Source organism: Paenibacillus sp. FSL R10-2796 (genome assembly GCF_037965315.1).
GTDB lineage: Bacteria > Bacillota > Bacilli > Paenibacillales > Paenibacillaceae > Paenibacillus_AQ > Paenibacillus_AQ odorifer.
Genome location: NZ_CP150178.1, coordinates 755,451 through 778,905 on the forward strand (window position 1 = coordinate 755,451; position 23,455 = coordinate 778,905).

General features: G+C 46.8%; 20 protein-coding genes. 15 read left to right on the forward strand and 5 right to left on the reverse strand.

The window, feature by feature from the left end; translation table 11 throughout:
- Positions 1 to 439: 439 nt before the first annotated feature.
- From NST58_RS03520 to NST58_RS03560, 9 genes are all read left to right on the forward strand, one after another.
- A complete protein-coding gene (locus tag NST58_RS03520; protein ID WP_036679850.1) occupies positions 440 to 1,474 on the forward strand; it encodes an amidase domain-containing protein in 1,035 nt (344 codons plus the stop codon).
- 20 nt (positions 1,475 to 1,494) lie between these two features.
- The gene (locus NST58_RS03525; RefSeq protein ID WP_076130522.1) at positions 1,495 to 2,586 is read left to right on the forward strand and encodes a D-alanine--D-alanine ligase; all 1,092 of its coding nucleotides are present in this window, start codon (positions 1,495 to 1,497) and stop codon (positions 2,584 to 2,586) included.
- A 45-nt stretch (positions 2,587 to 2,631) separates the two neighbouring features.
- Entirely contained in the window at positions 2,632 to 2,949 is a 318-nt protein-coding gene (locus NST58_RS03530) for a hypothetical protein (protein ID WP_036679853.1), read from the forward strand.
- Complete coding sequence (uvsE, locus tag NST58_RS03535; RefSeq protein ID WP_339246253.1) at positions 2,946 to 3,953, forward strand: UV DNA damage repair endonuclease UvsE; 1,008 nt, start codon at positions 2,946 to 2,948, stop codon at positions 3,951 to 3,953. The genes NST58_RS03530 and uvsE overlap by 4 nt, the downstream gene beginning before the upstream one ends.
- Before the next feature lie 268 nt (positions 3,954 to 4,221).
- Entirely contained in the window at positions 4,222 to 5,106 is an 885-nt protein-coding gene (locus tag NST58_RS03540) for an inositol monophosphatase family protein (protein ID WP_036679857.1), read from the forward strand.
- A 15-nt stretch (positions 5,107 to 5,121) separates the two neighbouring features.
- Entirely contained in the window at positions 5,122 to 5,379 is a 258-nt protein-coding gene (locus NST58_RS03545) for a hypothetical protein (protein ID WP_076303431.1), read from the forward strand.
- 105 nt (positions 5,380 to 5,484) lie between these two features.
- Positions 5,485 to 6,777 carry a stalk domain-containing protein gene (locus tag NST58_RS03550; protein ID WP_280753250.1) on the forward strand — a complete coding sequence of 431 codons (1,293 nt, stop codon included), beginning with the start codon at positions 5,485 to 5,487 and terminating at the stop codon, positions 6,775 to 6,777.
- Positions 6,778 to 6,878: 101 nt separating this feature from the next.
- Entirely contained in the window at positions 6,879 to 7,430 is a 552-nt protein-coding gene (gene def, locus NST58_RS03555; RefSeq protein WP_076282520.1) for a peptide deformylase, read from the forward strand.
- Between the two features lie 167 nt (positions 7,431 to 7,597).
- A complete protein-coding gene (locus NST58_RS03560) occupies positions 7,598 to 8,218 on the forward strand; it encodes a hypothetical protein (RefSeq protein ID WP_076220196.1) in 621 nt (206 codons plus the stop codon).
- Positions 8,219 to 8,788: 570 nt separating this feature from the next.
- Here the strand turns inward: NST58_RS03560 and NST58_RS03565 are convergent.
- Positions 8,789 to 10,105 carry a glutamate-1-semialdehyde 2,1-aminomutase gene (locus NST58_RS03565; RefSeq protein WP_076277875.1) on the reverse strand — a complete coding sequence of 439 codons (1,317 nt, stop codon included), beginning with the start codon at positions 10,103 to 10,105 and terminating at the stop codon, positions 8,789 to 8,791.
- 124 nt (positions 10,106 to 10,229) lie between these two features.
- Positions 10,230 to 11,276 (reverse strand): LCP family protein, encoded by a 1,047-nt coding sequence (locus NST58_RS03570; RefSeq protein WP_076307387.1) that lies wholly within the window; start codon positions 11,274 to 11,276, stop codon positions 10,230 to 10,232.
- Positions 11,277 to 11,381: 105 nt separating this feature from the next.
- On the opposite strand from NST58_RS03570, the gene bcp reads away from it, so the two are divergent.
- The 4 genes from bcp to NST58_RS03590 all read left to right on the forward strand — a co-directional run bounded on the left by bcp (position 11,382) and on the right by NST58_RS03590 (position 18,433).
- Entirely contained in the window at positions 11,382 to 11,849 is a 468-nt protein-coding gene (gene bcp / locus NST58_RS03575) for a thioredoxin-dependent thiol peroxidase (protein WP_076130528.1), read from the forward strand.
- A 123-nt stretch (positions 11,850 to 11,972) separates the two neighbouring features.
- The gene (locus NST58_RS03580; RefSeq protein WP_081387328.1) at positions 11,973 to 16,256 is read left to right on the forward strand and encodes a 2-hydroxyacyl-CoA dehydratase; all 4,284 of its coding nucleotides are present in this window, start codon (positions 11,973 to 11,975) and stop codon (positions 16,254 to 16,256) included.
- A gap of 216 nt (positions 16,257 to 16,472) precedes the next feature.
- A complete protein-coding gene (locus tag NST58_RS03585; RefSeq protein ID WP_076130529.1) occupies positions 16,473 to 16,925 on the forward strand; it encodes a MarR family transcriptional regulator in 453 nt (150 codons plus the stop codon).
- Positions 16,922 to 18,433, forward strand: a complete 1,512-nt coding sequence (locus tag NST58_RS03590; RefSeq protein ID WP_076106051.1) for a DHA2 family efflux MFS transporter permease subunit — start codon at positions 16,922 to 16,924, stop codon at positions 18,431 to 18,433. The genes NST58_RS03585 and NST58_RS03590 overlap by 4 nt, the downstream gene beginning before the upstream one ends.
- A gap of 84 nt (positions 18,434 to 18,517) precedes the next feature.
- Here the strand turns inward: NST58_RS03590 and NST58_RS03595 are convergent, their stop codons facing one another.
- Both NST58_RS03595 and NST58_RS03600 read right to left on the reverse strand, forming a co-directional pair.
- Positions 18,518 to 18,823: a zinc ribbon domain-containing protein gene (locus NST58_RS03595; protein ID WP_052096752.1), complete on the reverse strand. Its 306-nt coding sequence runs from the start codon at positions 18,821 to 18,823 to the stop codon at positions 18,518 to 18,520.
- A 95-nt stretch (positions 18,824 to 18,918) separates the two neighbouring features.
- On the reverse strand, positions 18,919 to 19,860 hold the full coding sequence (locus NST58_RS03600; RefSeq protein ID WP_076130530.1) for a YafY family protein: 942 nt from the start codon (positions 19,858 to 19,860) through the stop codon (positions 18,919 to 18,921).
- Between the two features lie 150 nt (positions 19,861 to 20,010).
- Here NST58_RS03600 and NST58_RS03605 point away from each other — a divergent pair, with 150 nt between their 5' ends.
- Entirely contained in the window at positions 20,011 to 21,273 is a 1,263-nt protein-coding gene (locus NST58_RS03605; RefSeq protein WP_339246265.1) for an MFS transporter, read from the forward strand.
- 14 nt (positions 21,274 to 21,287) lie between these two features.
- Here the strand turns inward: NST58_RS03605 and NST58_RS03610 are convergent, their stop codons facing one another.
- Positions 21,288 to 21,956, reverse strand: a complete 669-nt coding sequence (locus NST58_RS03610; protein ID WP_076106058.1) for a DedA family protein — start codon at positions 21,954 to 21,956, stop codon at positions 21,288 to 21,290.
- A gap of 107 nt (positions 21,957 to 22,063) precedes the next feature.
- Between NST58_RS03610 and NST58_RS03615 the strand changes: the two genes are divergently transcribed.
- Positions 22,064 to 23,437 carry a polysaccharide deacetylase family protein gene (locus NST58_RS03615; protein ID WP_339246268.1) on the forward strand — a complete coding sequence of 458 codons (1,374 nt, stop codon included), beginning with the start codon at positions 22,064 to 22,066 and terminating at the stop codon, positions 23,435 to 23,437.
- The last annotated feature ends 18 nt before the right edge of the window (positions 23,438 to 23,455 follow it).

Below are 23,455 nucleotides of genomic sequence, written 5' to 3' on the forward strand. Positions count from 1 at the left end.
CCTTGTTTCGTCTAATGAAACCCAATTTCAAATTGCTTCTAGCTTAATTATAACGGTTACAAAGTGGGGAGTAAAGTTTTTTTTCCTACATCTAAAGCCCGAATTATGCCTGAGAAAATGCCAAGCTACCCTTCCATTGTTATATTGTATCGTTTCGGGATATTCTTTTTACCTCAAAAAGAGCCATTTAAAGGAGATAATACGAAAGAATTCACCGGAATCCTTGGTTTTACTTAATATTAGGCGAAATACACACTGAATTTCTCTTCCTCAGTTATTAGGTGATAGGGTCCTCGTTGTCGATGTTGGATTGAGATGTCGGACTTGGGGTTAGAGTTTTTGCCTGAAACATCCTTAACTATTCAACCGATCTGTATAGCGGCCTGTTTCCTTTCATATACATAGAACAGCAGTTAAAAGGGAAAGAAGGGGCGCGAGTATAATGGAACAACAGTGGAAGCAAAGTCTTTATGTATATGTTGATCAAGTGAATAAGGCCAGGGTGGAGCCTAAGTCATCATCGCATACCGTTTCCGTATCCGTTAAAGATCCGCGTTTTCTGGTAGAACAAGGGGAGCGTTCAAGACGTCTTGCGGAGTGGTATAAAGAACGTGGGATAACTCCTTTGCGCGGAGAGACAGGGGTTAAGACTTTGCGGACCGTCCGGCAGACTCCGACCGAGGTAGTAGCAGAGGTTACACTGCATAGTGCGCTTTATTATGAAAAAGGCGGTGTTAACCACCGCGAGGATATTATCGAGCTGGAGCGGCTGACCTTTGTACGGGACGGTGGGGGCTGGGAGATTGCTGGTGTGGAACGAAGTGTCCCTGAAAGAAATACGGTTCATCGGGCAGAGGTAGAGCTATCGGGCAGACTATCCAAATGGGGAGAGGCTTTGCCGGCACCGCTGCCATCACAGCCCCTGCTAAACCGGAATGTCCTCGGAGAAATTGCAGGTTCAAGAGAGGTTCGTTATAACCGTGAAGAAGCTGTGGCGTATGCCGACCGCTGGTGGAAAGACGGCAATCCGGAGTTCGAAACCTTCGAGGTGGATTGCACAAATTATGTCTCCCAATGTCTCTTTGCAGGGGGAGCACCTATCAACTATACTGGTAAAAGAGAAACGGGCTGGTGGTACAAAGGTTACCAAGGCAAACAAGAATGGTGGAGCTATAGCTGGGCTGTATCAGACAGTCTGCAACGCTATTTGAGCGGAAGTCGGAGCAGTGGCTTGCGTGCGGAAGTCATGGAGCGGCCGGAGCAATTGATGCTGGGCGATATCATTCAATATGACTGGGATGGCAACGGGCAGTATCAGCACAGCACAATCGTCACAGCTTTTGATGCAGGAGGCATGCCGCTTGTGAATGCACGTACCGTTAGCAGCCGTCATCGCTATTGGGATTATCGTGATTCCTACGCATGGACTGATCAAACAAAATACCGTTTTTTTCATATTAACGACTACTTATAGTACAGAAAGAGGTTAAGGGAATGGGGAACGCAAAACTAACCGTAGGGCTGGTGTACGGGGGCAAATCAGGAGAACATGAGGTATCGCTACAGACGGCTTTTGCCGTGATGAACTCATTTGATTATGATAAATATGAGATTATACCTTTTTACATTTCAAAACAGGGATTGTGGAAGGTTGGAGAGAAGTTATCAGCGCCTTACAGCCAAGTGGAGCAGCTCAAGCTTGCAGAAGCGACCGAAGATATGGGCACAGCCCTGAACGTGGTATTTAGTGGATTATCGGGTGCTGACCAAACAGTGGACGTAATGTTCCCGCTGCTGCACGGCACGTATGGTGAGGACGGAACGATTCAAGGGTTGTTCGAAATGGCGAATATTCCTTACATCGGTGCTGGTGTTCTTGCCTCTTCGGCAGGTATGGATAAGGTGGTCATGAAGAAGCTGTTCGCTGATGCCGGTCTGGATCAATGCGAGTTTTGTTATTTCAACATCAGCGCTTGGAAAAGAAAACGTCATGAGTTGATTGTTGGTGTAGAGGATAAACTGGGGTATCCGGTATTCGTGAAGCCTGCCAATCTAGGCTCAAGTGTAGGTATTTCTAAGGCTGCCGATAAGGATAGTCTTGTAAAAGCCATTGATTTTGCTTTCCGCTATGATACCAAAGTTATTATTGAGGAGTTTGTGGATGCGCGTGAGGTAGAGGTTGGCGTGCTTGGAAATGATGAACCAGAAGCCTCTGTTCCGGGTGAAATCGTTTCTTCTGGTGAATATTATGATTACGCAGCCAAATATACGGACGGCAAATCGCAAATGATGATTCCTGCACCAGTGGATTCTGAAGTGGCCGATCGTTTGCGGGAGTCCGCGATAGTTGCTTTTCGAGCGATTGAGGGCAGTGGAATTACCCGGGCAGACTTCTTCTTGCGAAAATCAGATGGTAAAATTCTAATTAACGAAGTGAACACGATGCCTGGTTTCACTCCTTACAGCATGTATCCGCTATTGTGGCGTGAGACGGGTGTATCTTATAGAGCTCTGTTAGACCGAATGATTGAGTTAGCCTTGGAGCGCTATAATTTTAAACAAGGCCTTAAGTACGACAACGAGTAATAGAAGCTATAGCGGGAATATCCCGACTGGAAGGAGAGAAGAAACATGGGTTTTCAAACAGAATTCAACTCCGTCTGCAAATTCAAGAGTGAACAAGAGCTGTACGAGCTGCTGGAATATGGGCGCACCAAAATGGTGAAACAAGGCTTTCGTGTGTATCCGACGGGCCAAAAGGTTATTGCTTACACCCCTGAGAACGTAGCTGTAGCCATTGTCAAAATTTCAGCCTCGATTGCAGAGATTAATTTTCAAGGGCATGAGGTTACCGCGGTCGAGATGGAGCTTGTGCGAAAGCTGAATGAAGAAGAGTCCAGAGTGCAGACGGCTTTGGCTGAGGAAATGTTTTTTGGAGCACAGGGATGATTGTCCGCTTCGGATATGTAGCGATGTCCACCGTTATCAAAGACTGCTCCCCATCTAAGACAATGACGATGGCCTCTTTTAAGAAGCTGGATGACCGTGAAGCGGCACTTCGGCGTTTGGAGAACATCGCTAGAATGAATCTGCATAATACGCTGCGGTTGATGAAGCATAATGTGGCTTCGGACATCATGGTGTACCGCCTCACTTCCAAAATCATTCCTTTGGCGACGCATCCGGATTTGCAGGACTGGAATCCGTTTGCGGCGCTCGCCGAGGAATTTGCGGAAGTGGGCCAATATGTGAAAAAGCACGGGCTGCGTGTTTCTTTTCATCCAGATCACTTTACAGTACTTAGTACACCCCGTCCGGAGGTGCTGATAAACTCCGTACGGGATTTGCAGTACCATGTGGACATGCTGGTTGCTATGGGGCTTCCTGCCATGGCGAAGAACAATATCCATATTGGCGGAGCTTATGGGGACAAGCCTGTAGCGGCGAAGCGATTCGAGGAGCATTTCCGCGCGCTGCCGGCAGCGCTGCAGGAGCGTATAACGCTAGAGAATGACGATAAGACATTTACAGCTCCGGAGACACTGGCAGTCAGTCAGAGCGTAGGGTTACCGATGGTGCTGGATATTCACCACCAATGGGTGAATAATGAAGGAGAGCTCCCTTGGGAGCTGTGGCCTGACATTTTGCAGACATGGCAAAGTGAGCTAGCACAGAAGGACGTTCCTTCGGGAGAGCTTTTGCCGCCTAAGATTCATGTATCCAGTCCGCGCAGCCCGTCTGATCCGCGCAGCCATGCGGATGGCGTGGAACCTGCGCCTTTGCTGGCTTTTCTGAAACGTATTGCCGCAGATACGCCTGCTGTCGATGTTATGATTGAGGCGAAACTAAAAGATGGCGCGTTATTTGGATTGATGGAGGCTATGAAGGAGCTGGCTGAGGCCGGTAACGGAATTTCCTTATTAAATGGGGCAAGCGTGAATATTGAACCTTAAACAATGAAAATAAGGAGATAGGTCCCGAATACGGGTCCTATCATGACTTGATATGTAACTTGAAATAGGGTACGTTGAATGAAACTTTAATCGCTTATCGTCTTTATATGGACCTGGGGCATTTATGCTCGCAGGTGAGAATTGGGTCCTCTTTTGGCGGAACTTTGGGAACTTGGGGAACGTTTTGACGTATTGCACGGTATTGTGAATAGGATTGCTTTAGAATTAAAGCCATTGGCGATTATGTTCAAGAAAGTGGAGTGAAGATATGAGTCCTTTAAATCCAGAGGGTAAGAATGAACGTGAACCCTATGTAGTAACAAGCAAGGGACATACGGCGGTGGCCATTAATGCGGCTGCCAAAGCAGGAGAATGGATAAAGAGCAGACAGGGTCTCGTGAAGGAGCTGAATACAAAAACTTCAGCACAAGATCTGGTTACGGAAGTTGATAAAGGCGTTGAGCAAATGATTCGCAGGCTGATCCTGACACATTTTCCCGACCATGCCATTCTCGGGGAAGAAGGGGTTTCCCCGGGAGCAGCAGCGGCTACCGCTGCATTGGAAGAAGCTCGTGAGCATGAATATTTGTGGATTGTAGATCCTGTAGATGGTACGACTAATTTCGTACACGGATTTCCTTTTTACTGTGTCTCCATAGCATTGGTGATTCGCGGTGAACTAACAGTAGGCGTTATTTATGATCCGACTCGTGATGAAATGTTCGTCGCTGAAAAAGGAAAGGGAGCTTACATGCACGGTGTTCCTACCTCGGTCTCTACGGAGACTGATTTTGGGGACAGCCTGATTGCTATGGGCTTTCCGCCGGATCGTGAGTTTGCACAACCTGTGAATATGGCAGGACTGCAAAGTATTCTTCCGCAGATTCGTGGTATTCGTGCCGGAGGCGCGGCTGCTCTACATTTAGCTTATGTGGCGGCAGGCCGTGTAGATGGCTATTGGGAAGTGGGCTTAAGCCCTTGGGACTGTGCAGCAGGAGTACTGCTTGTACTTGAATCAGGAGGCAAGATTACGGATACCCTAGGACGTTCATATGATATTGGTACACGCCATGTAGTAGCAAGTAATGGCCACATTCACGAATATTTGGTTTCGTCACTGAAGAATGCTGAAGCAACAGGATATAAGCTTTAGGGAGGACGATACAGCATGAGTGAGAAGGATGATTTGGAACGCAAGCTGAGCGAAATGTTGGTAGATGGTGAGATGGAACAAGGCGATCGTACGGCTAAGGAAATCCGGGAAATCTCACCTAAATATGAAATTCGTATTCAGACTACGCTCGATCCTATTGTGGAAGAAACATTACGTTATCGTAAGATTGGATATGAGCTGGATGACCGTTATGATAAATATCTGGAGCGTGCAGGGCAGAAGTTAGAGTCAGATGAAGATTCAGACCAATAATAGCCAGTGATTTGCGAGGGCGGTTTCCTGAATATAGGAGGCCGCTCTTTTGCGTTGCTATCCTGGGATGGTAGAATGGAATTAGAACAATTTGGGAGGGATACGATGCTAGGCAATTGGAAAAAAATTTGGGCAGCTGGCATAAGCAGCCTGCTTTTGTTATCTGCGCTGATTAGCGTAGGAGCAGGCACGGCAAATGCGGCTGACACGACTGCAATACAAGACTCTGGGCAAGATGTCTTTCGCATCGTAGCTCTAGGTGATTCCATTACTGCTGGCTACGAGCCAGGAATGACGGACGTGAATACTAAGCCATACGGCTATGCGGAGAGATTGCTTGAGCAGGGCTGGTATCATGGCAGAAGTGAACTTACTAATTATGGTATTCTAGGGCTGACTACGGCCGGATTACGTAATTACACAGGAGCGATCAAGGATGGTTCAGTGATTACTGCTGAAGGAGTTCAGGCAGGTCTCCCAGATCCACGAATAGAGCAGTTCGTGAAGCTAACTCCGCAGATCGCAGCAGAGCTTAAGGAAGCTGATCTGATTACCATTACGATTGGTGGGAATGATGTAAGCAGTCTGTTCTTGCAGTTCAAGGAGCTGACGGATGCGGATTTCCAAACACAGCTGGACCAGCGGCTAGCGGATTATCAAACAAATGTGAAGGCAGTGCTGGAGAATATTCGTGCGGTAAGTCCGCAAACGACGATTATACTGGCCGATCAATATCAGCCTGCCCCTAAGGTTGCGCTTGGTCAAATGTACAACAGATTAATGACGGCAGCGGGCAAATTTACGGAAGCAGCGGATAGTGTAGCTGCAAGCGTGAACCAAGAGGGAGCGAAGGTGCTTGTAGCTCATGTTGCGGCAAAGTTTGCCGGGGTAGAAGGCTCGCTGACACATATTATTGGAGCAGGGCAAACTGATTTTCACCCGACGCAGCTTGGATACGAGACTATTGCTAAGGTCTTTGCGGAGTTACAATGGGGAGAGTATCGCGTTCCTACTGTAGCTACAATGGCTACTGCATCGGTACCGATGTCGATTGTAGTGAAGGGCGTGGAGTTGAATACACCCAATAAGCCTATCCTTAAAAATGGCCAGAACTTTTTGGCGCTAAAAGATATTCTAAATGCCGTGGGCGCAAGCGGGAAGTGGGATAACAAAACCTCCAGCGCTACCATCGTGTATGGTGGAAGAACCGTTGTGATCACCATTGGCTCGAAATTTATTAAGGTGAATGGAGAGAACGTGGCTATTGATACTCCAGCTTTTCTGCAAAAGGTAGGCAAGGAGGACAAAACCTACTTACCCCTTGCCGCTTTGGCGACAGGACTTGGATTCGATGTTAATTACAGCAGCAAACTGCGAACTGCTTTCATAAATCCATAAAGCTGCATACTATACATCATAAGAAATTAAATTAAGCCCGTAAGGAAAAGGTGGATGGAATATTGTCTAGTTCAAAATATAATGCTGAATATATCATCACCATGGATGATATAGTGCGGGAGGGTCATCCCGTACTTCGTACCGTAGCACAACCAGTGGAGCTTCCATTACAGGCGGAAGATCGTGAGGCTTTGCAATGTATGCTTCAATTTCTGAAGAACAGTCAGGACCCGGAGATTTCCGAAGAATATAAGCTGCGCTCTGGCGTAGGTCTGTCGGCGAATCAAATCGGACTGGAGAAGCGTATGTTCGCGATGTATCTTACAGACGAGAGAGGGCGGGCTGTAGAGCATGCTTGGGTTAACCCTAAGATCATAAGCCACTCCTTGTCTATGGTGTACTTACCAGAAAGCGAGGGCTGTCTGTCCGTTGATCGTCCCGTGCATGGCTTTGTACCTCGGTATGAAACCGTGAAGGTGAAGGGTTATGATCTGGAGGGCAAGGAGGTTATCCTTAAATTTAAGGGCTACCAAGCTATCATCATCCAGCATGAAATAGACCATCTCGATGGGATTATGTTCTATGACCGAATTAACAAGGAGAACCCGTTTAAGCTGCCTCAGGGCGTGGAGATCCGGAACTTATATGAGTAGGAGAGTAACTCTGAATTAAAAAGCGGGCGACCTTACAGCGTAAAGCTAATGGTCGCTTTTTTTTACCTATCGGCAAGATTATGATATTTCAAATATTTTACAAATCAATCGAAAGGATGTACCCTTACAATTAATGGATTTAAATTAGTAATAAGAGGAGGCGTTAAATGAACTGGAGCAGAATGCCAATTAGAGGATTCGCCAACGAATACAATGATGAGGTTAAAAAGATTGATGAGCAGATTTTGAGTCTGATTCAGGAACGTAAAGCTATAACAGGCAAGAAACGATTATCCCCTGATAGTAAGCTACTTGAGGAATGGGCAACTAGATTCGAGATGAATACTACTCAGATTGTGCAGCATTTGCACCTTATGAATGAAACTGTACCCAGAAGACAATATTGGGAAGAGCCTGGTTTATTGCTGGGAGTGCTTCCGATTGTGAAGCGGACGGTCGTTGAAGAATGCGAGTATATACTTACGCATGCTATGCAGTATGAAGCCTTCAGCATAGTTACTGTGGAAATCAAATATTTAAAAGAAGCTGTAGGACATATTCATCTTCGAACGGCTTTAACGCTTGAAGTGGCGGGTGAGAATGAATATGAAGTGCAGCCGCATGGTGGTCATGGAGGTGGAGCGCATACACAAATGCAATTCTTGGTCGCCCCCACGCTGCCGGAGCATCTGGAGGGTGTAGAGTTTTCACTGGTACCTGGGAGCGAGCAAATGTTAAGACCGTTAATGACTGAGATTACGTTGGACAAGCAGGTGGATTTTACATGAGAGCAGTAGAATATTTGGACTTCCAAACGCTGTTAGCGGATGAAATCCATAGATAAAGGTGGTCACTATCGCTCACACTCTTACAAAACGATTCTTTCTTTAACCCCTAGAACTATATACGGTGTGTATTTGAGCTTTTTGCGGTGTGAGCTACAGAGCCATTAGGGAAAAACTCCCTGAAAATAACCTATATTCTCTGTAAATGAACAGAATTAGGGATTTCCTCCCTAAAAAATGATGTAAGTTCTTTGTTTTCCGCTAAATCAGCTAAATTATAGGGAGGGTTTCTCTAATTATCTATTCAAGCTCCCTAACCCTTGTACTAAACTCCGGGAAGGTCTGGCGATACCTGTTACGTAGCCTAGAGAAATTGACGCTTGAGATCGGCTGGCTTAAGCTTGCCACAAGCTACAGAGGCAGACCGTGGATGAGTAAAAATGTAGAGCAGCGATCCTCCAATATAGGAGAATCGCTGCTCTTTTAACATTTGCGGTTTATGGGACTGAGACAGCTCCTTAATCTATGCAGCTGTTATTCAGCTTATAGAGCACTGCGTTTCATAATCCATTCTTATTTCTCAGTCGCCATAGCGCGGAAGGATTCTTCAGCTGCGATAAGTGTAGCATCAATATCTGCATCAGTATGTGCTGTGGTCAGGAACCAAGCTTCGTATTTCGAAGGGGCAAGGTTAATGCCACGGTTCAGCATATGCCGGAAGAAGCTGGCGAACAATTCGCCGTCTGTATCCTGAGCCTCGTCATAATTCGTAACCGGATGATTACAGAAATGAGTGGAGAACGAACCACGGATGCGGTTAATTGTCAGTGGAATGCCATGACGGTCTGCAGATGCTTTAAGTCCATCGGCGAGGCGGATTGCAAGCCGATCCATTTCTTCGTATACACCCTCTGCACTCAGAACCTCTAAACAAGCAATCCCTGCAGAGATAGACGCAGGATTGCCCGCCATTGTGCCGGCTTGATATGCCGGTCCAAGTGGAGCTACCTGTTCCATAACATGCTTGCGGCCGCCGTAAGCGCCGATAGGCAGGCCGCCACCGATGATTTTGCCAAGTGCAGTAAGGTCAGGAGTAATGTCCTCATGATTATCCAGCCCCGCATAGGTTTGTGTAGAACCATAATGGAAGCGGAAGGCAGTAATGACTTCGTCATAAATAACAAGGGAGCCATTATCGTGAGCCAGCTTGCAAAGTCCTTCGAGGAAACCAGGCTTAGGCATCACCATGCCGAAATTCCCCACAATCGGTTCAACCATAACAGCTGCGACATCTTCGCCCCATTTCTCCAGCGCCTCTTTCAGGCTGTCCAGATCATTAAAGGGAACGGTGATTACCTCCTGGGCGATACTGCTTGGAACACCGGCACTATCTGGAATGCCAAGTGTAGAAGGTCCGGATCCTGCTGCTACAAGCACCAGATCAGAGTGGCCGTGGTAACAGCCAGCGAATTTTACGATTTTGCTGCGTTTTGTATAGGCACGGGCTACACGGATCGTTGTCATAACCGCTTCGGTTCCAGAATTGACGAAACGTACTTTATCCATAGAAGGAATGGCTTCTTTTAGCATTTTAGCAAGTTTAATTTCGAGCTGGGTTGGGGTTCCGTAAAGAACACCATTTTCTGCTGCTGTCGTAATTGCTTTGGTAATATGAGGGTGGGCATGGCCGGTAATGATCGGTCCATAGGCTTGGAGATAATCGATATATTCATTGCCGTCTTCATCCCAGAAGTGAGATCCACTGGCGCGTTTCATAAATACAGGTGCTCCGCCGCCAACGGCTTTGAAGGAGCGGGAAGGGCTATTTACACCTCCAACGATATGCTGGAGGGCTTCGTGATAAAGTTGTTCAGATGTGGAGCGATTCATAATGTGATCATCCTTTCGATTGTTGGTGCTCAAGGGAACGGGCGAACAACGGTGTTTTCCGTTGTCCGCCCGTATTATACCAAGTCACTGCTTTGTGTACATGTGAACTTTGCTTGTCAGGCCCTTAATGGGTCCCGCCAGAACTGCTATTGGAGGTGTTCTCCGATGTAGGGGTTGGTGTTGGCTCAGGACCATTTATGGTATCCTGTATAAATTCTTTTAGCTTCTTTTCGCTACGAATTCCGATAACCTGTGATCCGTCACTTGTAGTCTCCTCAGTGAGCAGATCCATTGGGGGAATTTGCTCACTGCCACCCATACTGCTATTATACCCTACGCTTGCCAGCTTCCACATATCATTAACTGACATATTGGTTTCAATATAAGGCGTAACCTGCGACAGGATATTTGGCAGCTTGACAATGGAGGTGGTGCTGATCAGCTTATCAGCCACAGCCTTGAGAAAACCGCGTTGGCGCTCGGTTCGAGTGAAATCGGAGGTAGCGTCATGCCGAAAGCGAACATATTGTAGCGCCATGTTGCCGTCAAGATGCTGATATCCTTTTTTTAGATCAATATCATATTCCGGACCGTCTGCAACGGTTTTGTAGACCATATCTTTTTCGACTTCATAATCCACACCCCCAACGGCATCAACCAGCTTGATGAATCCTTGGAAGTCCGTGTAGACATAATATTGAATTGGGATACCGAGCAGATCGCTGACGGTCTGCATCGCAGTATTAGGTCCATAAATAATCGCTGTATTAATACGTTTCTCGCCATGATCTGGAATCGGAACGTACGTATCTCTCAGTATTGAAAATACACTGATTTTCTTCTTCACAGGGTCAAGAGAAGCGACGAGCATTGTATCTGAACGGGGGATTTCCCCTTTCTTCACACCTCGGGCATCTACACCCATTAATAGGATATTAACAGGCTCTGTACCCTCCCACTTAGGAGGCTCAGGGGTATCGACATCAACGGTCTCTGCATTTTGAAAAGGTGAATCTTCAGTATTCGACATGCTACCAAGCTCATTGTAAATGGTTGTAATGTAGAAAATGGCCCCACCGATAATAAGGAGGAGTATAATGGCCAGCGTCCAAAGCAGCGGTTTCTTTTTTGACTTACCAGTCTTTGCGTGCCTTTTCTTTCTAGGTGGCATTTCTCGTTCTTCCTTTCGCATTCACGTTGACTACATTATAATTTCTTTTGGGGATACGTGCAATTTAGGAATAATTCCCCAATCTTAAGAAGGAGTGGATATATCTTGATCGAAGTAGCTATTGGACAAAAAGTACCCAATTTCACCCTTCCCTCTTCCAATGGGCATGAGGTTAGTTTGAGTGATTTCTTGGGCCGAAAGGTCATCTTATATTTTTACCCTAAAAATATGACACCAGCCTGCACGCAGGAGGCCTGCGAATTTCGTGATGCTTTTGATCAAATCACGGCGGTGGGTGCGGTTGTTCTGGGCATTAGTCCGGACTCTTTGGCATCACACGCTAAATTTACAGAGAAGCATAGTTTGCCCTTTCCACTGCTGTCTGATGAGGATCATAGGGTAAGTGAAATGTTCGGCGTATGGCAGCTCAAGAAACTTTACGGCAAAGAATTTATGGGAATTGTGCGATCTACTTTTCTGATTGATGAGCAGGGGATATTAGTGGAAGAATGGCGGAAGGTGCGGGTAAAAGGGCATGTCGCAAACACGATAGCAGGGATAAGCGAATCATAAATTTTACTAATTACTTTTTATAGATGTCTATTACATTTTTAACAGCTTATATAAGGTGTTGTCATGATATAGTTTCCTCATAATTGCTTCAAATTTGGAGCAAGAAGAGGTGGTGGAGTGATAATGCTGCATATTGGGCTTGATATCGGATCAACTACTGCTAAATTAGTTGTCATAGAGCGGGACATCATTGTTTATCAAGACTATGTAAGACATTATAGCGATATTAAAAAAGCGGCCCTCTCTCTTCTGTCTGATGTACGCGACAGATTCCCAGAGAGGGGAGCTAGGCTTACTGTAAGCGGTTCCTCGGGGTTGTCTTTATCCAAATTAGGTGGAGTTCCCTTTATTCAGGAGGTGATAGCCTGCACGAAGGCGATCAGTGCGCTGATTCCGGAATGTGACACGGCGATTGAACTGGGTGGAGAGGACGCTAAGATAATATATCTTCGGGGCGGCATTGAGCAGCGTATGAATACAGCCTGCGCGGGCGGAACGGGAGCGTTCATCGATCAGATGGCAGCGCTGCTGCAGACCGATCCGGCAGGCTTAAATGTTTTGGCGGAGAAGCATGAGCGAATCTATCCCATAGCTTCACGCTGTGGTGTATTTGCCAAAAGCGATGTACAGCCGCTGCTTAATGAAGGAGCACGCCGGGAGGATGTGGCGGCTTCGATCTTTCAGAGTATCGTTAATCAGACGATTAGCGGTCTTGCTTGTGGACGTCCGATTCGAGGACGGGTGGCTTTTCTTGGCGGCCCGCTGACCTTCCTGCCTGCCTTGCGGCAGCGTTTTGCGGAAACGCTGGAGCTGGCGGAGGAGGATATCCTGTTCCCGGAACGCTCACAGTATTTCGTGGCGATTGGAGCTGCGCTCTCCGAAGCTGATCCAGTCGTATTGCCACTTTCAAGCTGGATCACGCGAATTGCGGCGGTTGATTTTACTGCGGATCGAGCTGCGGATGCTGAATTGCCTCCGCTTTTTGAGAATGCCGCTGAGCTTGCAGAATTTCGGCTTCGTCACGGCAAAGCCTCTGCAGCGAGATCAGATTTAGCCTTATATCGTGGACCTTGTTATCTAGGAATTGATGCCGGCTCAACCACAACTAAACTCGTGTTAACCGGTTCGGCTGACGAAATTCTCTATACCTTTTATGGCAGCAACAAAGGCAACCCGCTGCATTCGGTCAGCGATGCACTGAAGGAGATCTACCGGGTTCTGCCTCAAGGCTGCCATATCGCAGGATCATATGTGACAGGGTACGGTGAGGGGTTAATCAAGGCCGCTCTGCGGACAGATGGCGGAGAAGTAGAGACTGTTGCACACTACAAGGCAGCTTCCAAGTTCATGCCAGAAGTAGATTTCATACTGGATATCGGTGGTCAGGATATGAAGTGCATCAAAATCCGTGGCGGTGCTATCGACAGCCTTATGCTCAATGAAGCTTGTTCAGCCGGTTGTGGCTCTTTTCTGGAGAGCTTTGCCTCTGCCCTCGGACTTGGGATCGAGGAATTTGCCAAAACTGCACTCGAAGCGACTCAGCCTGTTAATTTGGGCTCGCGCTGCACGGTGTTCATGAACTCTAAGGTCAAGCAGGTTCAGAAGGAGGGCGCATCATTAGCGGATTTATCGGCGGGTCTTGCCTACTCTGTGATCAAGAATGCTCTGCAAAAGGTAATTAAAATCCGCAATCCGGAGGACTTAGGGCGAAATATCATCGTTCAGGGCGGTACCTTCTATAATGAAGCTGTATTGCGCGCCTTTGAGTCCTTGACGGGGCGGACGGTGGTTAGACCGGATATAGCTGGCGTAATGGGAGCTTACGGCTGTGCACTGATTGCGCGTGAGCAAGCAGGGGTTAACGGATCCAGTACGCTGCTTGGACCAGAGGAGCTTGCCAGCTTTAAATATGAGGTCTCCTCAGGCCGCTGTGGCCGCTGTGGGAATAACTGTGCGCTGACGATCAGTCGTTTTCCGGATAAGAGCTTTTATGTGACCGGCAATCGCTGCGAACGCGGCGCAGGAGTCAAAAAAGAGAAAAATGTCCTGCCGAATCTGATGCAGTATAAATATGAACGGTTTTTTGAGTACGAGAGTTTACCGGAAACAGGGGCATGGCGGGGGACCGTCGGGATTCCGCGTACCATGAATATGTTTGAGAATTACCCGTTCTGGCACACTTTTTTCACCAAACTGGGCTATCGGGTGATTCTCTCCCCTAAATCAAGCAAGAAGCTTTTCGAAAGCGGAATGGATACGATTCCTTCAGAATCGATATGTTATCCTGCGAAGATGGCGCATGGACATGTGCAAAGCCTGATCAGTAAAGGTGTCGATTTTATTTTTTATCCAGCGGTGGTGTATGAGAAAAAAGAAGATGAAGCTGCGGATAATCACTTCAATTGTCCAGTGGTCGCCTCTTATCCCGAAGTCATTCGCAACAATATGGATGGGTTAAAGGACAATGGAATCAAGCTTGTCAGTCCATTCCTGACCTTCGATGATATTTCTGCGCTGACCAAAGGGCTGGTGAAGACATTTACCAGCATTCCGCGAGAAGAGATTGCGTCCGCGGTGCAAGCGGGACTTACAGAGGCTGATAACGCCAAAGGTGATGTGCGTACCAAAGGGGAAGAGACACTTGTGTACCTAGCTGATACTGGAACCAAAGGAATCCTGCTCTGCGGGCACCCTTATCATGCCGATCCTGAGATTAATCACGGGATAGCGGATATGATAACCGGGATGGGACTCGCCGTGCTGACAGAAGATTCTGTCTGCCATCTGGACCACAGCGAAGGGGATGTGGCTGTTGTTAATCAGTGGACCTACCATGCCCGGATGTACCGTGCAGCCCGCCTTGCTGCAGTCCGCTCGGATCTGGAGCTTGTTCAATTGACTTCCTTCGGCTGTGGGATCGATGCGATCACTTGTGATGCCGTACAGGATATTATGGAAAGACATAACAAGGTATATACATTGATCAAAATCGATGAGATCAGCAATCTTGGTGCAGCGCGCATTCGGCTTCGTTCATTGCTGGCGGCAATGCGTGAGCGTGAAAAAGGTAAGGTAGTGCCGCAAAAGCCGCCAAAAGTGCAGGCTAATGTGTTATTTACAAAGGAAATGAAAGAGACCTATACCATTCTTGCGCCACAGATGTCGCCTATTCATTTTGAATTGTTTGAGCAGGTGTTTCGCGATGCCGGATACCGCCTGAAGATACTTGAGACGACCGGACCCGAAGAGACAGAAGAAGGTCTGAGATACGTTAATAATGATGCGTGTTATCCGGCAATTGTGACGATTGGCCAGATTCTGTCGGCGCTGAAAAGTGGGGAATACGATCCGGATCGTACTGCTGTGATTATGTCACAGACGGGTGGCGGCTGCCGGGCTACGAATTATATTTCTTTGCTGCGCAAAGCCTTAAAGGATTCAGACCTTGAACAAATTCCGGTGATTTCACTCAATGCTTCAGGGATGGAAAATCAGCCGGGTTTCCGTATCAGTCTTAAGCTGGCGAATCGGTTGATAGCTGCCGCTTGTTACGGTGATCTTATGATGCGGATGTTAAATCACTTTAGGCCGCATGAGGTTGTTCCAGGAAGTGCTGAAATTCTATTCCGCAAAGGGATGGAGCGTTGCAAGGCAAGCTTATCCAACTTTTCATTCCGAGAATACAAACGCCTGATTCGTGAGATTGTTGCAGAGTTCTGCAAGCTGCCCGTTACAGGTGTTACTAAACCAAGAGTAGGCATTGTCGGTGAGATCCTGATCAAATTTCATCCGGATGCTAATAACCGCATTATAGAGATGATCGAGGCAGAGGGCGGGGAAGCGGTAATGCCGGATTTCCTGGATTTCATTTTCTATTGTGTATATAATCCGATCTACAAAGCTGAGCAATTCGGTAAAAGCAAACGGCTCGGCTATATCAATCCCATGCTGATCTCTTATCTGGAAATTTACCGTAAGCCGATTAAGGTTGCCCTTGAGGATGCGGGGCTGGCTAAAGGACGGGAGAATATTTATGGTCTTGCCGAGAAGGCCAGCCGACTGGTGTCCGTAGGGAATCAGATGGGTGAGGGCTGGTTTTTAACCGCAGAAATGATGGATTTGTTGGATAATGGTGTGAACAATATCGCCTGTATTCAACCGTTCGCGTGCCTGCCCAACCATATCACCGGGCGTGGGATGATTAAAGGTCTTAAGGAATTATATCCGGGAGCAAATATCGTGGCGATTGACTATGATGCTGGAGTTAGCGTAGTCAACCAAGCGAATCGGATCAAGCTTATGATGTCAATTGCCAGCAGCCAGGAAGAGACTAAGCCATCTAATTTAAAACTGCCGGATAAGCCTCAGCAGCAGACTTTACCTGAAAGTTCATACAGCTTAACCTGAGCATTGTTCAGACGAAAAAGCGGGCCAAGGATCTACCTTGGTTCGCTTTTTTTATGCTTTGTGCACTTATGTATGATTTTCATGTTTTTCCTGCAATATAAAATTACCTTTCAGAAAGTTACAGCAAAATATTGACCGAAATTTAGTTAAGGTGTAAAATAGTACGCATACGAACTATTAGATGGTCTAACTAATTAATTCTTTGGAGGTGAAGATTTGGAAGATAAGGAGCAGCAATTAGATGATATTTTCTCCTCTTTTCGCCGGATTAGCCATGCATTCCAGCAGCTGCTGTGGAAGGATGCCGAAGAGCTGGACATCACACCAACACAGTTGATGGTTCTCCGCAAAATATCTGCAAATCCCGATATTGGCATTACAGATCTTGCCGAGCTATTACATTTGGGGAACAGTGCAGCGAGCGGCGTAGTGGACCGGATGGTGAAAGCCGATTTGATCACAAGACAGCGCTCTGAGGTAGATCGGCGTATATACAACTTGGCGATTACTGAAAAGGGCAGAGAGATCAGGGAAAGAAGTAAGCAATCGCTCAGAAGACACTTACTTCCACTATCCAATATACCTGCCGAGGATGCAGGCGAATTACTTAGGATTCATACCGAAATCATTCAGATCTTAGAGCAGGGGAGAGACAAACAGAATTTATGAGTACAATTACAGGTAACGCTGCAGCGGCAACTAAGGGAATACGTAGAGGACCGATTATTGCAGCGCTCTTAATAGGTGCATTTGTCGCACTTTTGAACCAAACACTTCTTAATGTGGCATTGCCGAGCATAATGGACGATCTAAAAATCGCAACGAATACGGCACAGTGGCTAACAACGGGATTTATGCTCGTGAACGGTGTGCTGATACCGATTAGTGCGTTTCTGGTGGAAAAGTTTACGACCCGCCAGCTATTCATCACCGCGATGTCACTTTTTTCGTTAGGTACACTTGTCTGTGGAATCGGAACAGGCTTTGAAATGATCATGGTCGGCAGAGTCATTCAGGCGGTTGGCGCAGGGATTTTGATGCCGTTAATGAATATTGTGTTTCTTCGCATCTTCCCAATTGAAGAGCGGGGGAAAGCGATGGGGCTAATGGCGGTAGCCATGATTTTTGCTCCAGCTGTAGGTCCAACGTTGTCAGGGTGGGTAGTTCAGAACTATTCTTGGCGTGTATTGTTCTTTATCGTTCTTCCGCTGGCTATTCTTTCTACCTTGCTAGGTATGAAAACAATGCAAAATGTAGGGCAAACAACCTCTCCGAAGCTGGATAAAACGGGTGTTATCCTGTCTACCATTGGTTTTGGGGGATTGTTGTACGGCTTCAGTGATGCTGGAACCGATGGTTGGGGAAGTGCAACAGTCATTACCTGCCTCATTGTGGGTGTGATTGCACTGGCTTTATTCGTATGGAGAGAGCTTAAGGCTGAGACACCACTGCTTGAGTTCCGGATTTTCAGATACAATATGTATTCACTCACGACATTAATCAATATCATCATTACGATGGCTTTATATTCGGGTATGATTTTGCTGCCGATTTATTTGCAGACGATCCGTGGCTTTACGCCAATGGAGTCTGGTCTTATGCTGTTGCCGGGAGCCATTCTAATGGGAATTATGTCTCCAATCACGGGGATTATATTTGATAAAATCGGGGCAAGATGGCTGTCTGTGGTAGGCCTGATTATTACAGTAATTACGACCTGGCAATTCAGCCAGCTTACAGACAGTACGACGTATACGCATATGATTATTACTTACACGGTTCGGATGTTAGGCATGTCGATGTTATCGATGCCGATTGTAACGGCTGGACTTAACCAGCTTCCACAGCGTTTAAGCTCGCATGGTACAGCAATGTCGAATACGTTGCGGACGGTCGGAGGCGCGCTGGGAATGGCGTTGTTCGTCAGTCTAATGACCAATAAGACGAAGAGCACAATCACTGATACGCTTATGAGCGGAACGGTTTCGTTAAACGATAAAGCAGCGATGCTTAAGCTTACGCAAGAGGCTACAATTAGCGGGGTTACGCATGCCTTTAACATTGCTACCTGGATCACTGTAGTTGCTTTGGTATTGGCTTTCTTTATTAAAAAGACTTCACCGCAGCCAGACTTCCTGAAGACGGAAGAAGTGCAGCCACAGCAGGACAATCAATAAAAAACTGGGTTAACAAAGAATGGAAAAAGGAGCGTCCTACGAACTGTTATGGTTCCGTAGGGCGCTTCTTTTGTTGTGATGCTATTAGTTAGCTGGAGACACAGCTGCAGGATCGCTCCAACGTTTCAGATGTGGCAGCTGCTCCGCGAGAAGTTTACGGGCAACATTCTCATCCATTCCTTCTTCGACCATATAGCCTGTACAAATGTCAGCCATTTCTTGCAACGTGATGTTAGGCTGTTTGAATGCGCCATTCTCATAGCAGTACACGCAGTAATCTTCGATCTTGTTGCCATTCTGGTCCGTTCCAAGCAATTCCGCCGTAGGCATTGGCATCCCACAGCTTTGACAAATTTTAAGATCTCCTTGCTCTACATGTTCATGTCCCATATTTAACACTCCTTTAAAGGTATGCAAGCTCTCGAGCGCCCGCTTTAAGTTCAGTATAGAACAATAAACCTGACGACATTCCGTCAGGTTTATTGTTAGGTTGTATATTTTGCTGCTATGCCTGCTGCAAGCTGCCCCAGCTTTTGCCGAATATGCGGTGGCTCTAAGATTTCTACATGCATCCCGAAGCTTAGCAGGAAACCATACAGCCATCCATCCTCAGGATAGTTGATGGTAACCTTGTAACCTCCATTACCGTCGGGCAGTAGCTCGGTAGAATCAAACCGCTCTTCCGCTAGATGTTTGCTTTCAGCTTTAAACTGCAAAACGATGGGTGTTGCTGTTGTTACGGTTGATCTCTGATACTCGTTGCTCCAAGGCAGCTCGCTTGCATCCACATCTTTTGCAATAAAAACTTGGGTATTCTTAACGAGCTCTTTCATGCGCAACAGCTTAAATAGACGGAAATCCTGACGATTGAGACAAAATCCATATAAGTACCATGCTTGCCCCTTTAGCACTAAAGTATAGGGCTCTACCGAACGCTGGCTTGTCTGACCCGCAGCATCCACATAATCAAAGTTTACGGTCACGCTTTCCTCAAGTGCTTCTTTTAGAGTGGCAAGCTTTTCTTCCAGAATACGTTGAAGACCCCATGGGGAGAAGTCGATGATGAGCTGAGTCGTTTTGCTGCGGAAGGCGGCGGATTGGGAGGGCGGGATTACGCTGCTGATTTTTTCCATGAGCAGAGTATGTTCATTTCCTCCATAAGACGAGACGCTCTGCAGAGCCGTGAAAATATCCGCCAGCTCACGATCCGTCAAAACATTGCGGTCCAGCCGGTATCCTTCCATAAGCCCGATCCCACCGTTCGCTCCCTGATAGGTGACGATAGGAATTCCGGCTCCATTAATGCTTTCAATATCACGATAAATCGTGCGCACAGATACCTCGAACATATCGGCTAGCTCCTTCGCCTGAATTAGGCGGCGGTTCATTAGCAGGATAACGATAGAGAGCAATCGATCTATTTTCAAAAGACAATTCCTTCTTTCCCGGAGATTTCCGTGAAGTAATGCTGTATTTCATCTTAGCAAATCCTTGAAAATAAAGCATTGTCATAAATTAATGATTCGATTAATATCTAATTAGATATGTGTATAAATAGATGAAATGAGGTTTATTTTATGAATAATTACTCAGCTGTTGCGATGTTTAGGAGTCATAAGGGATATTCACGATTGTTCACAGCCGGCTTGATCAATGGAATTGGTGATCGTTTTACTAGCGTTGCAGTACTGGCGCTGGTTCTGCAGTTGACGGGATCAGGTATGGCGGTAGGGATTTCGTTAGGTGTGAGACTGTTTCCTTATTTATTTCTGGCCCCGCTTGGAGGCATACTTAGCAGCAAAATTCCACGCAAATATATCATGATAGCTACAGATATGCTGAGGGTCCCAGTAGCCTTAGCCTTTTTATGGGTGGATGGGGAGGAGAAGCTGTGGTTGTTATATATGGCAAGTTTTTTGCTGGCAGCGGGTGAAGCCATTTACAGCCCTGTTCGTAGGTCCACTATCCCCTTGCTCGTCACCAAAGATTCTCTGCTGACCGTCAACGGACTAGAGCAGTTAATGAGCGGCTGCGTGCTGATCCTTGGAGCGTTCAGTGGAGGGGTGGTGTCGATGTGGTTTGGTCCGGAGGCAGCGTTCATTATGAATGCAGTGTCTTTTTTAATCGCAGCGATGTTAATTTACGGTATCGATTTTCCACAACATACGGAAATGGTGACGGTGGCTAAGAAGGCTACATATTCTCCTGAGGGGGACTTAGAAAAATCCGATAAAGAAGCACAATACGGTCGGCTGCGTGCTCTGGGAATGGTAATTGGCGGAAGCTTAACGTTGCAGGTCATTTTCGGTTATGAGCTGTTGGTGCCGTTGCTAAATGGTCTGGATAATGTACTGATCAGTGTCTATGCGATACAGGTATTTCACGCGGGGGATATTGGAGTGGGGGCATTTTATGCGGCGCTTGGCATCGGTCTTAGCCTTAGTTTTTTTACCTCACGTTATTTAAAAAAGGGGCTGCTGATTGTAGCCATCGGAGGGCTTTTACTAGAAGGAGTATTATTGATGGGCATCAGTGTCAGCAATCATTTTGCGGCAGCATTTATGTTATACATCCTGCTGTCATTTGCCGGGGGGACGGGGAATGCCTGTCTGGATACGCTCGTTATGCAGGAAACCCCATCTGCTATGCAGCCCTTTGTGTTTGGACTCCTGTCTGCAGTAGGAAATACGCTGCTGGGATTATCTATGCTGTTCGCCGGGTGGCTATTAGAAGGGGTAGAACCAAGAATGGTAGGGTTTGCTGGGGGAGCGGGATTTGCCATAGTTGCGCTTTTACTCGCAGGATACGCGGGGGTACGCAGCAAGAAAAAACGTACTTAAAAAGGGCGGTGGCTTCACCGTCCCTTGGAAGTTTTTTTAACCTGAGTCTGTAGCTTAATGGCAGCTTTGCGCGGGAACAGGCGGATGCTTATCTTTTTGCGGTAGCGATACAGGATTACAAGGGCAGCTATAGCTACACCGCCAGAGATAATCCATAGTGCATATAACTCGAATAAATGGAAAATACCCATCCACTGCGGACCAAATACCCGTCCTATGCCAAGAAACAGCACTACCCAGAATAACGCTCCACTATAAGCGTAGAGGGCGAATTTACGGAAGGGCAGCGCAACTATACCAGCAAAATAGCCGGTAAAGTGACGAACGCCTGGAATAAAATATCCGATGGAAATAAGGATACTGCCGTATTTCTCGAACCATTTTTGCGTTTTATCCAGCTTGGCAGGGGAGAACAGCAACCACTTTCCGTATCGCTGGATGAAGGGCATTCCGGCTTTTAAGCCGACAAAATAGGTGAGGGTCATCCCGGCTGTGGTCCCAGCAAACGCCACTAGAATCAACGTTATGAAATCAAGTCTTCCCGTATAGGAAAGAAAACCTGCAAAAGCCATGGTAGTTTCTCCGGGAAACGGCAAGGCAACGAATTCGAGCAGCAATCCAAAAAACAATACGCTATATCCATATTTGCTGAATAATTCTTGTATAAAGTTCAGCATTTCCATAAGATTCTCACTCTCCAAGGGGCAGTTGCCTTATTCTATTTTGAAGCTTGTCTTCATACAATCTACCAAATGGCTTTTGAGCCAATAGAATGCTGGAGGTAGAGAAGATGAAAGGTAACAAAAACACTCACGGCCGCCGAAACTTGATAAGCGGATTGCTTGTTATGGTTGTAATCGTCATCGTAATGCTGGGATGGAACGCAGGGGAGAGTGTAGATTCTTGGATGAATCGTTCATTACAGTCCGCAAGTGCGGAGTCTGTCTCTGTTAAGAATAATCTCCCGTTAGTGGCGATGCAAGAATTGCCTCCTAAAGCAGAGTCCATTGTGACTGCTTCTCCAGAAGTTAAATTGAATTCCAGTACGGCACAAGTATCCAAGGTGTCGACAACATATTCAGCAATTGCGGCCGCAAAGAAAGCTTCAAAAACGGTCTATATTACATTTGACGACGGACCGAGTGACAATACCTTCAACGTTCTAAAAATTTTACAGCAGCAAGGTGTGAAGGCGACCTTTTTTGTCCTTGGTAATCAAGCGAAAAGCCATCCAGAGCTAATTAATGCCATATGGGAACAAGGACATGCTATTGGCAATCATACCTATAATCATAATTACCATGATTTATATAGTGGATTCACTGAATTTTGGAGCCAGATTAAAAAGACCGAAGAAATTGTTCGGGGCATTACAGGGGTTCGCCCACAACTTATCCGCGCCCCGGGCGGAACCTTTGATCACTTTGATAATACCTACTTCAATTTGTTGAAGCAAGCCGGTTATATCGTTACGGATTGGACGGTGGACAGCGGGGATTCCAAACGCAAAGGGGTACCGGCGTCAGAAATCTTAAAAGAGTCAACTGCAGATCTGAAGTCCTCTCGGGTTATTCTGCTGCTGCATGATGGCGGCGGCCATCAGGAGAGTGTTAAAGCACTGCCTGATATTATTGCGCGTTATAAGGCTGCTGGGTACAGCTTTGGCCTTTTAGATGAGACGGTGGAGCCTGTACAATTCAGAGTCTCCTCAAAAGCAAATAGCTTGGGCAGAGTGAAACCTTCGGAAGCTTGGATCACCTCAAATATCATACCGAATGCAGAGCTGTTTGCGCCCGGCAAACCTTTGGTGCTGGAGGTTGGAAAGCTGGAGACGAAGCTGGCGCCAGGTGAATATGCTCTGCAAAAAGGGAAATATATGGTGCCACTTCGCGCTGTGATCGAACGGCTGGGAGGGCAGATTAATTGGGATGCGGGCAGTCGCAGTGGGAAGATGGCCTGGAACGGCAAAGATATCATCGCGGATGTGGCGAACAAGGAACTCCTGTTAAATCTTCCTGATCATGTTCAAAAGATAAACGGTGCCAGTGTGGAGATGATTGGCGGTTCTATCTGGGTATCGCTGCGTGAGCTGCTGGAGACAGCCGATCATCCTCCTTTAAATATAAGCGTGACGGAAGGTGAGCGCCGGGTAATAGCCTTCTGAGATTTAGCGCTCAGGCAG

Bases quoted from the DNA above. Each gene is read 5' to 3' on its own strand.
- NST58_RS03525 (WP_076130522.1), top strand. From the start codon at position 1,495: ATGGGGAACGCAAAACTAACCGTAGGGCTGGTGTACGGGGGCAAATCA.
- NST58_RS03530 (WP_036679853.1), top strand. From the start codon at position 2,632: ATGGGTTTTCAAACAGAATTCAACTCCGTCTGCAAATTCAAGAGTGAA.
- uvsE (WP_339246253.1), top strand. From the start codon at position 2,946: ATGATTGTCCGCTTCGGATATGTAGCGATGTCCACCGTTATCAAAGAC.
- NST58_RS03540 (WP_036679857.1), top strand. From the start codon at position 4,222: ATGAGTCCTTTAAATCCAGAGGGTAAGAATGAACGTGAACCCTATGTA.
- NST58_RS03545 (WP_076303431.1), top strand. From the start codon at position 5,122: ATGAGTGAGAAGGATGATTTGGAACGCAAGCTGAGCGAAATGTTGGTA.
- NST58_RS03550 (WP_280753250.1), top strand. From the start codon at position 5,485: ATGCTAGGCAATTGGAAAAAAATTTGGGCAGCTGGCATAAGCAGCCTG.
- def (WP_076282520.1), top strand. From the start codon at position 6,879: ATGGATGATATAGTGCGGGAGGGTCATCCCGTACTTCGTACCGTAGCA.
- NST58_RS03560 (WP_076220196.1), top strand. From the start codon at position 7,598: ATGAACTGGAGCAGAATGCCAATTAGAGGATTCGCCAACGAATACAAT.
- NST58_RS03565 (WP_076277875.1), bottom strand. From the start codon at position 10,105: ATGAATCGCTCCACATCTGAACAACTTTATCACGAAGCCCTCCAGCAT.
- NST58_RS03570 (WP_076307387.1), bottom strand. From the start codon at position 11,276: ATGCCACCTAGAAAGAAAAGGCACGCAAAGACTGGTAAGTCAAAAAAG.
- NST58_RS03580 (WP_081387328.1), top strand. From the start codon at position 11,973: ATGCTGCATATTGGGCTTGATATCGGATCAACTACTGCTAAATTAGTT.
- NST58_RS03590 (WP_076106051.1), top strand. From the start codon at position 16,922: ATGAGTACAATTACAGGTAACGCTGCAGCGGCAACTAAGGGAATACGT.
- NST58_RS03595 (WP_052096752.1), bottom strand. From the start codon at position 18,823: ATGGGACATGAACATGTAGAGCAAGGAGATCTTAAAATTTGTCAAAGC.
- NST58_RS03605 (WP_339246265.1), top strand. From the start codon at position 20,011: ATGAATAATTACTCAGCTGTTGCGATGTTTAGGAGTCATAAGGGATAT.
- NST58_RS03610 (WP_076106058.1), bottom strand. From the start codon at position 21,956: ATGGAAATGCTGAACTTTATACAAGAATTATTCAGCAAATATGGATAT.
- NST58_RS03615 (WP_339246268.1), top strand. From the start codon at position 22,064: ATGAAAGGTAACAAAAACACTCACGGCCGCCGAAACTTGATAAGCGGA.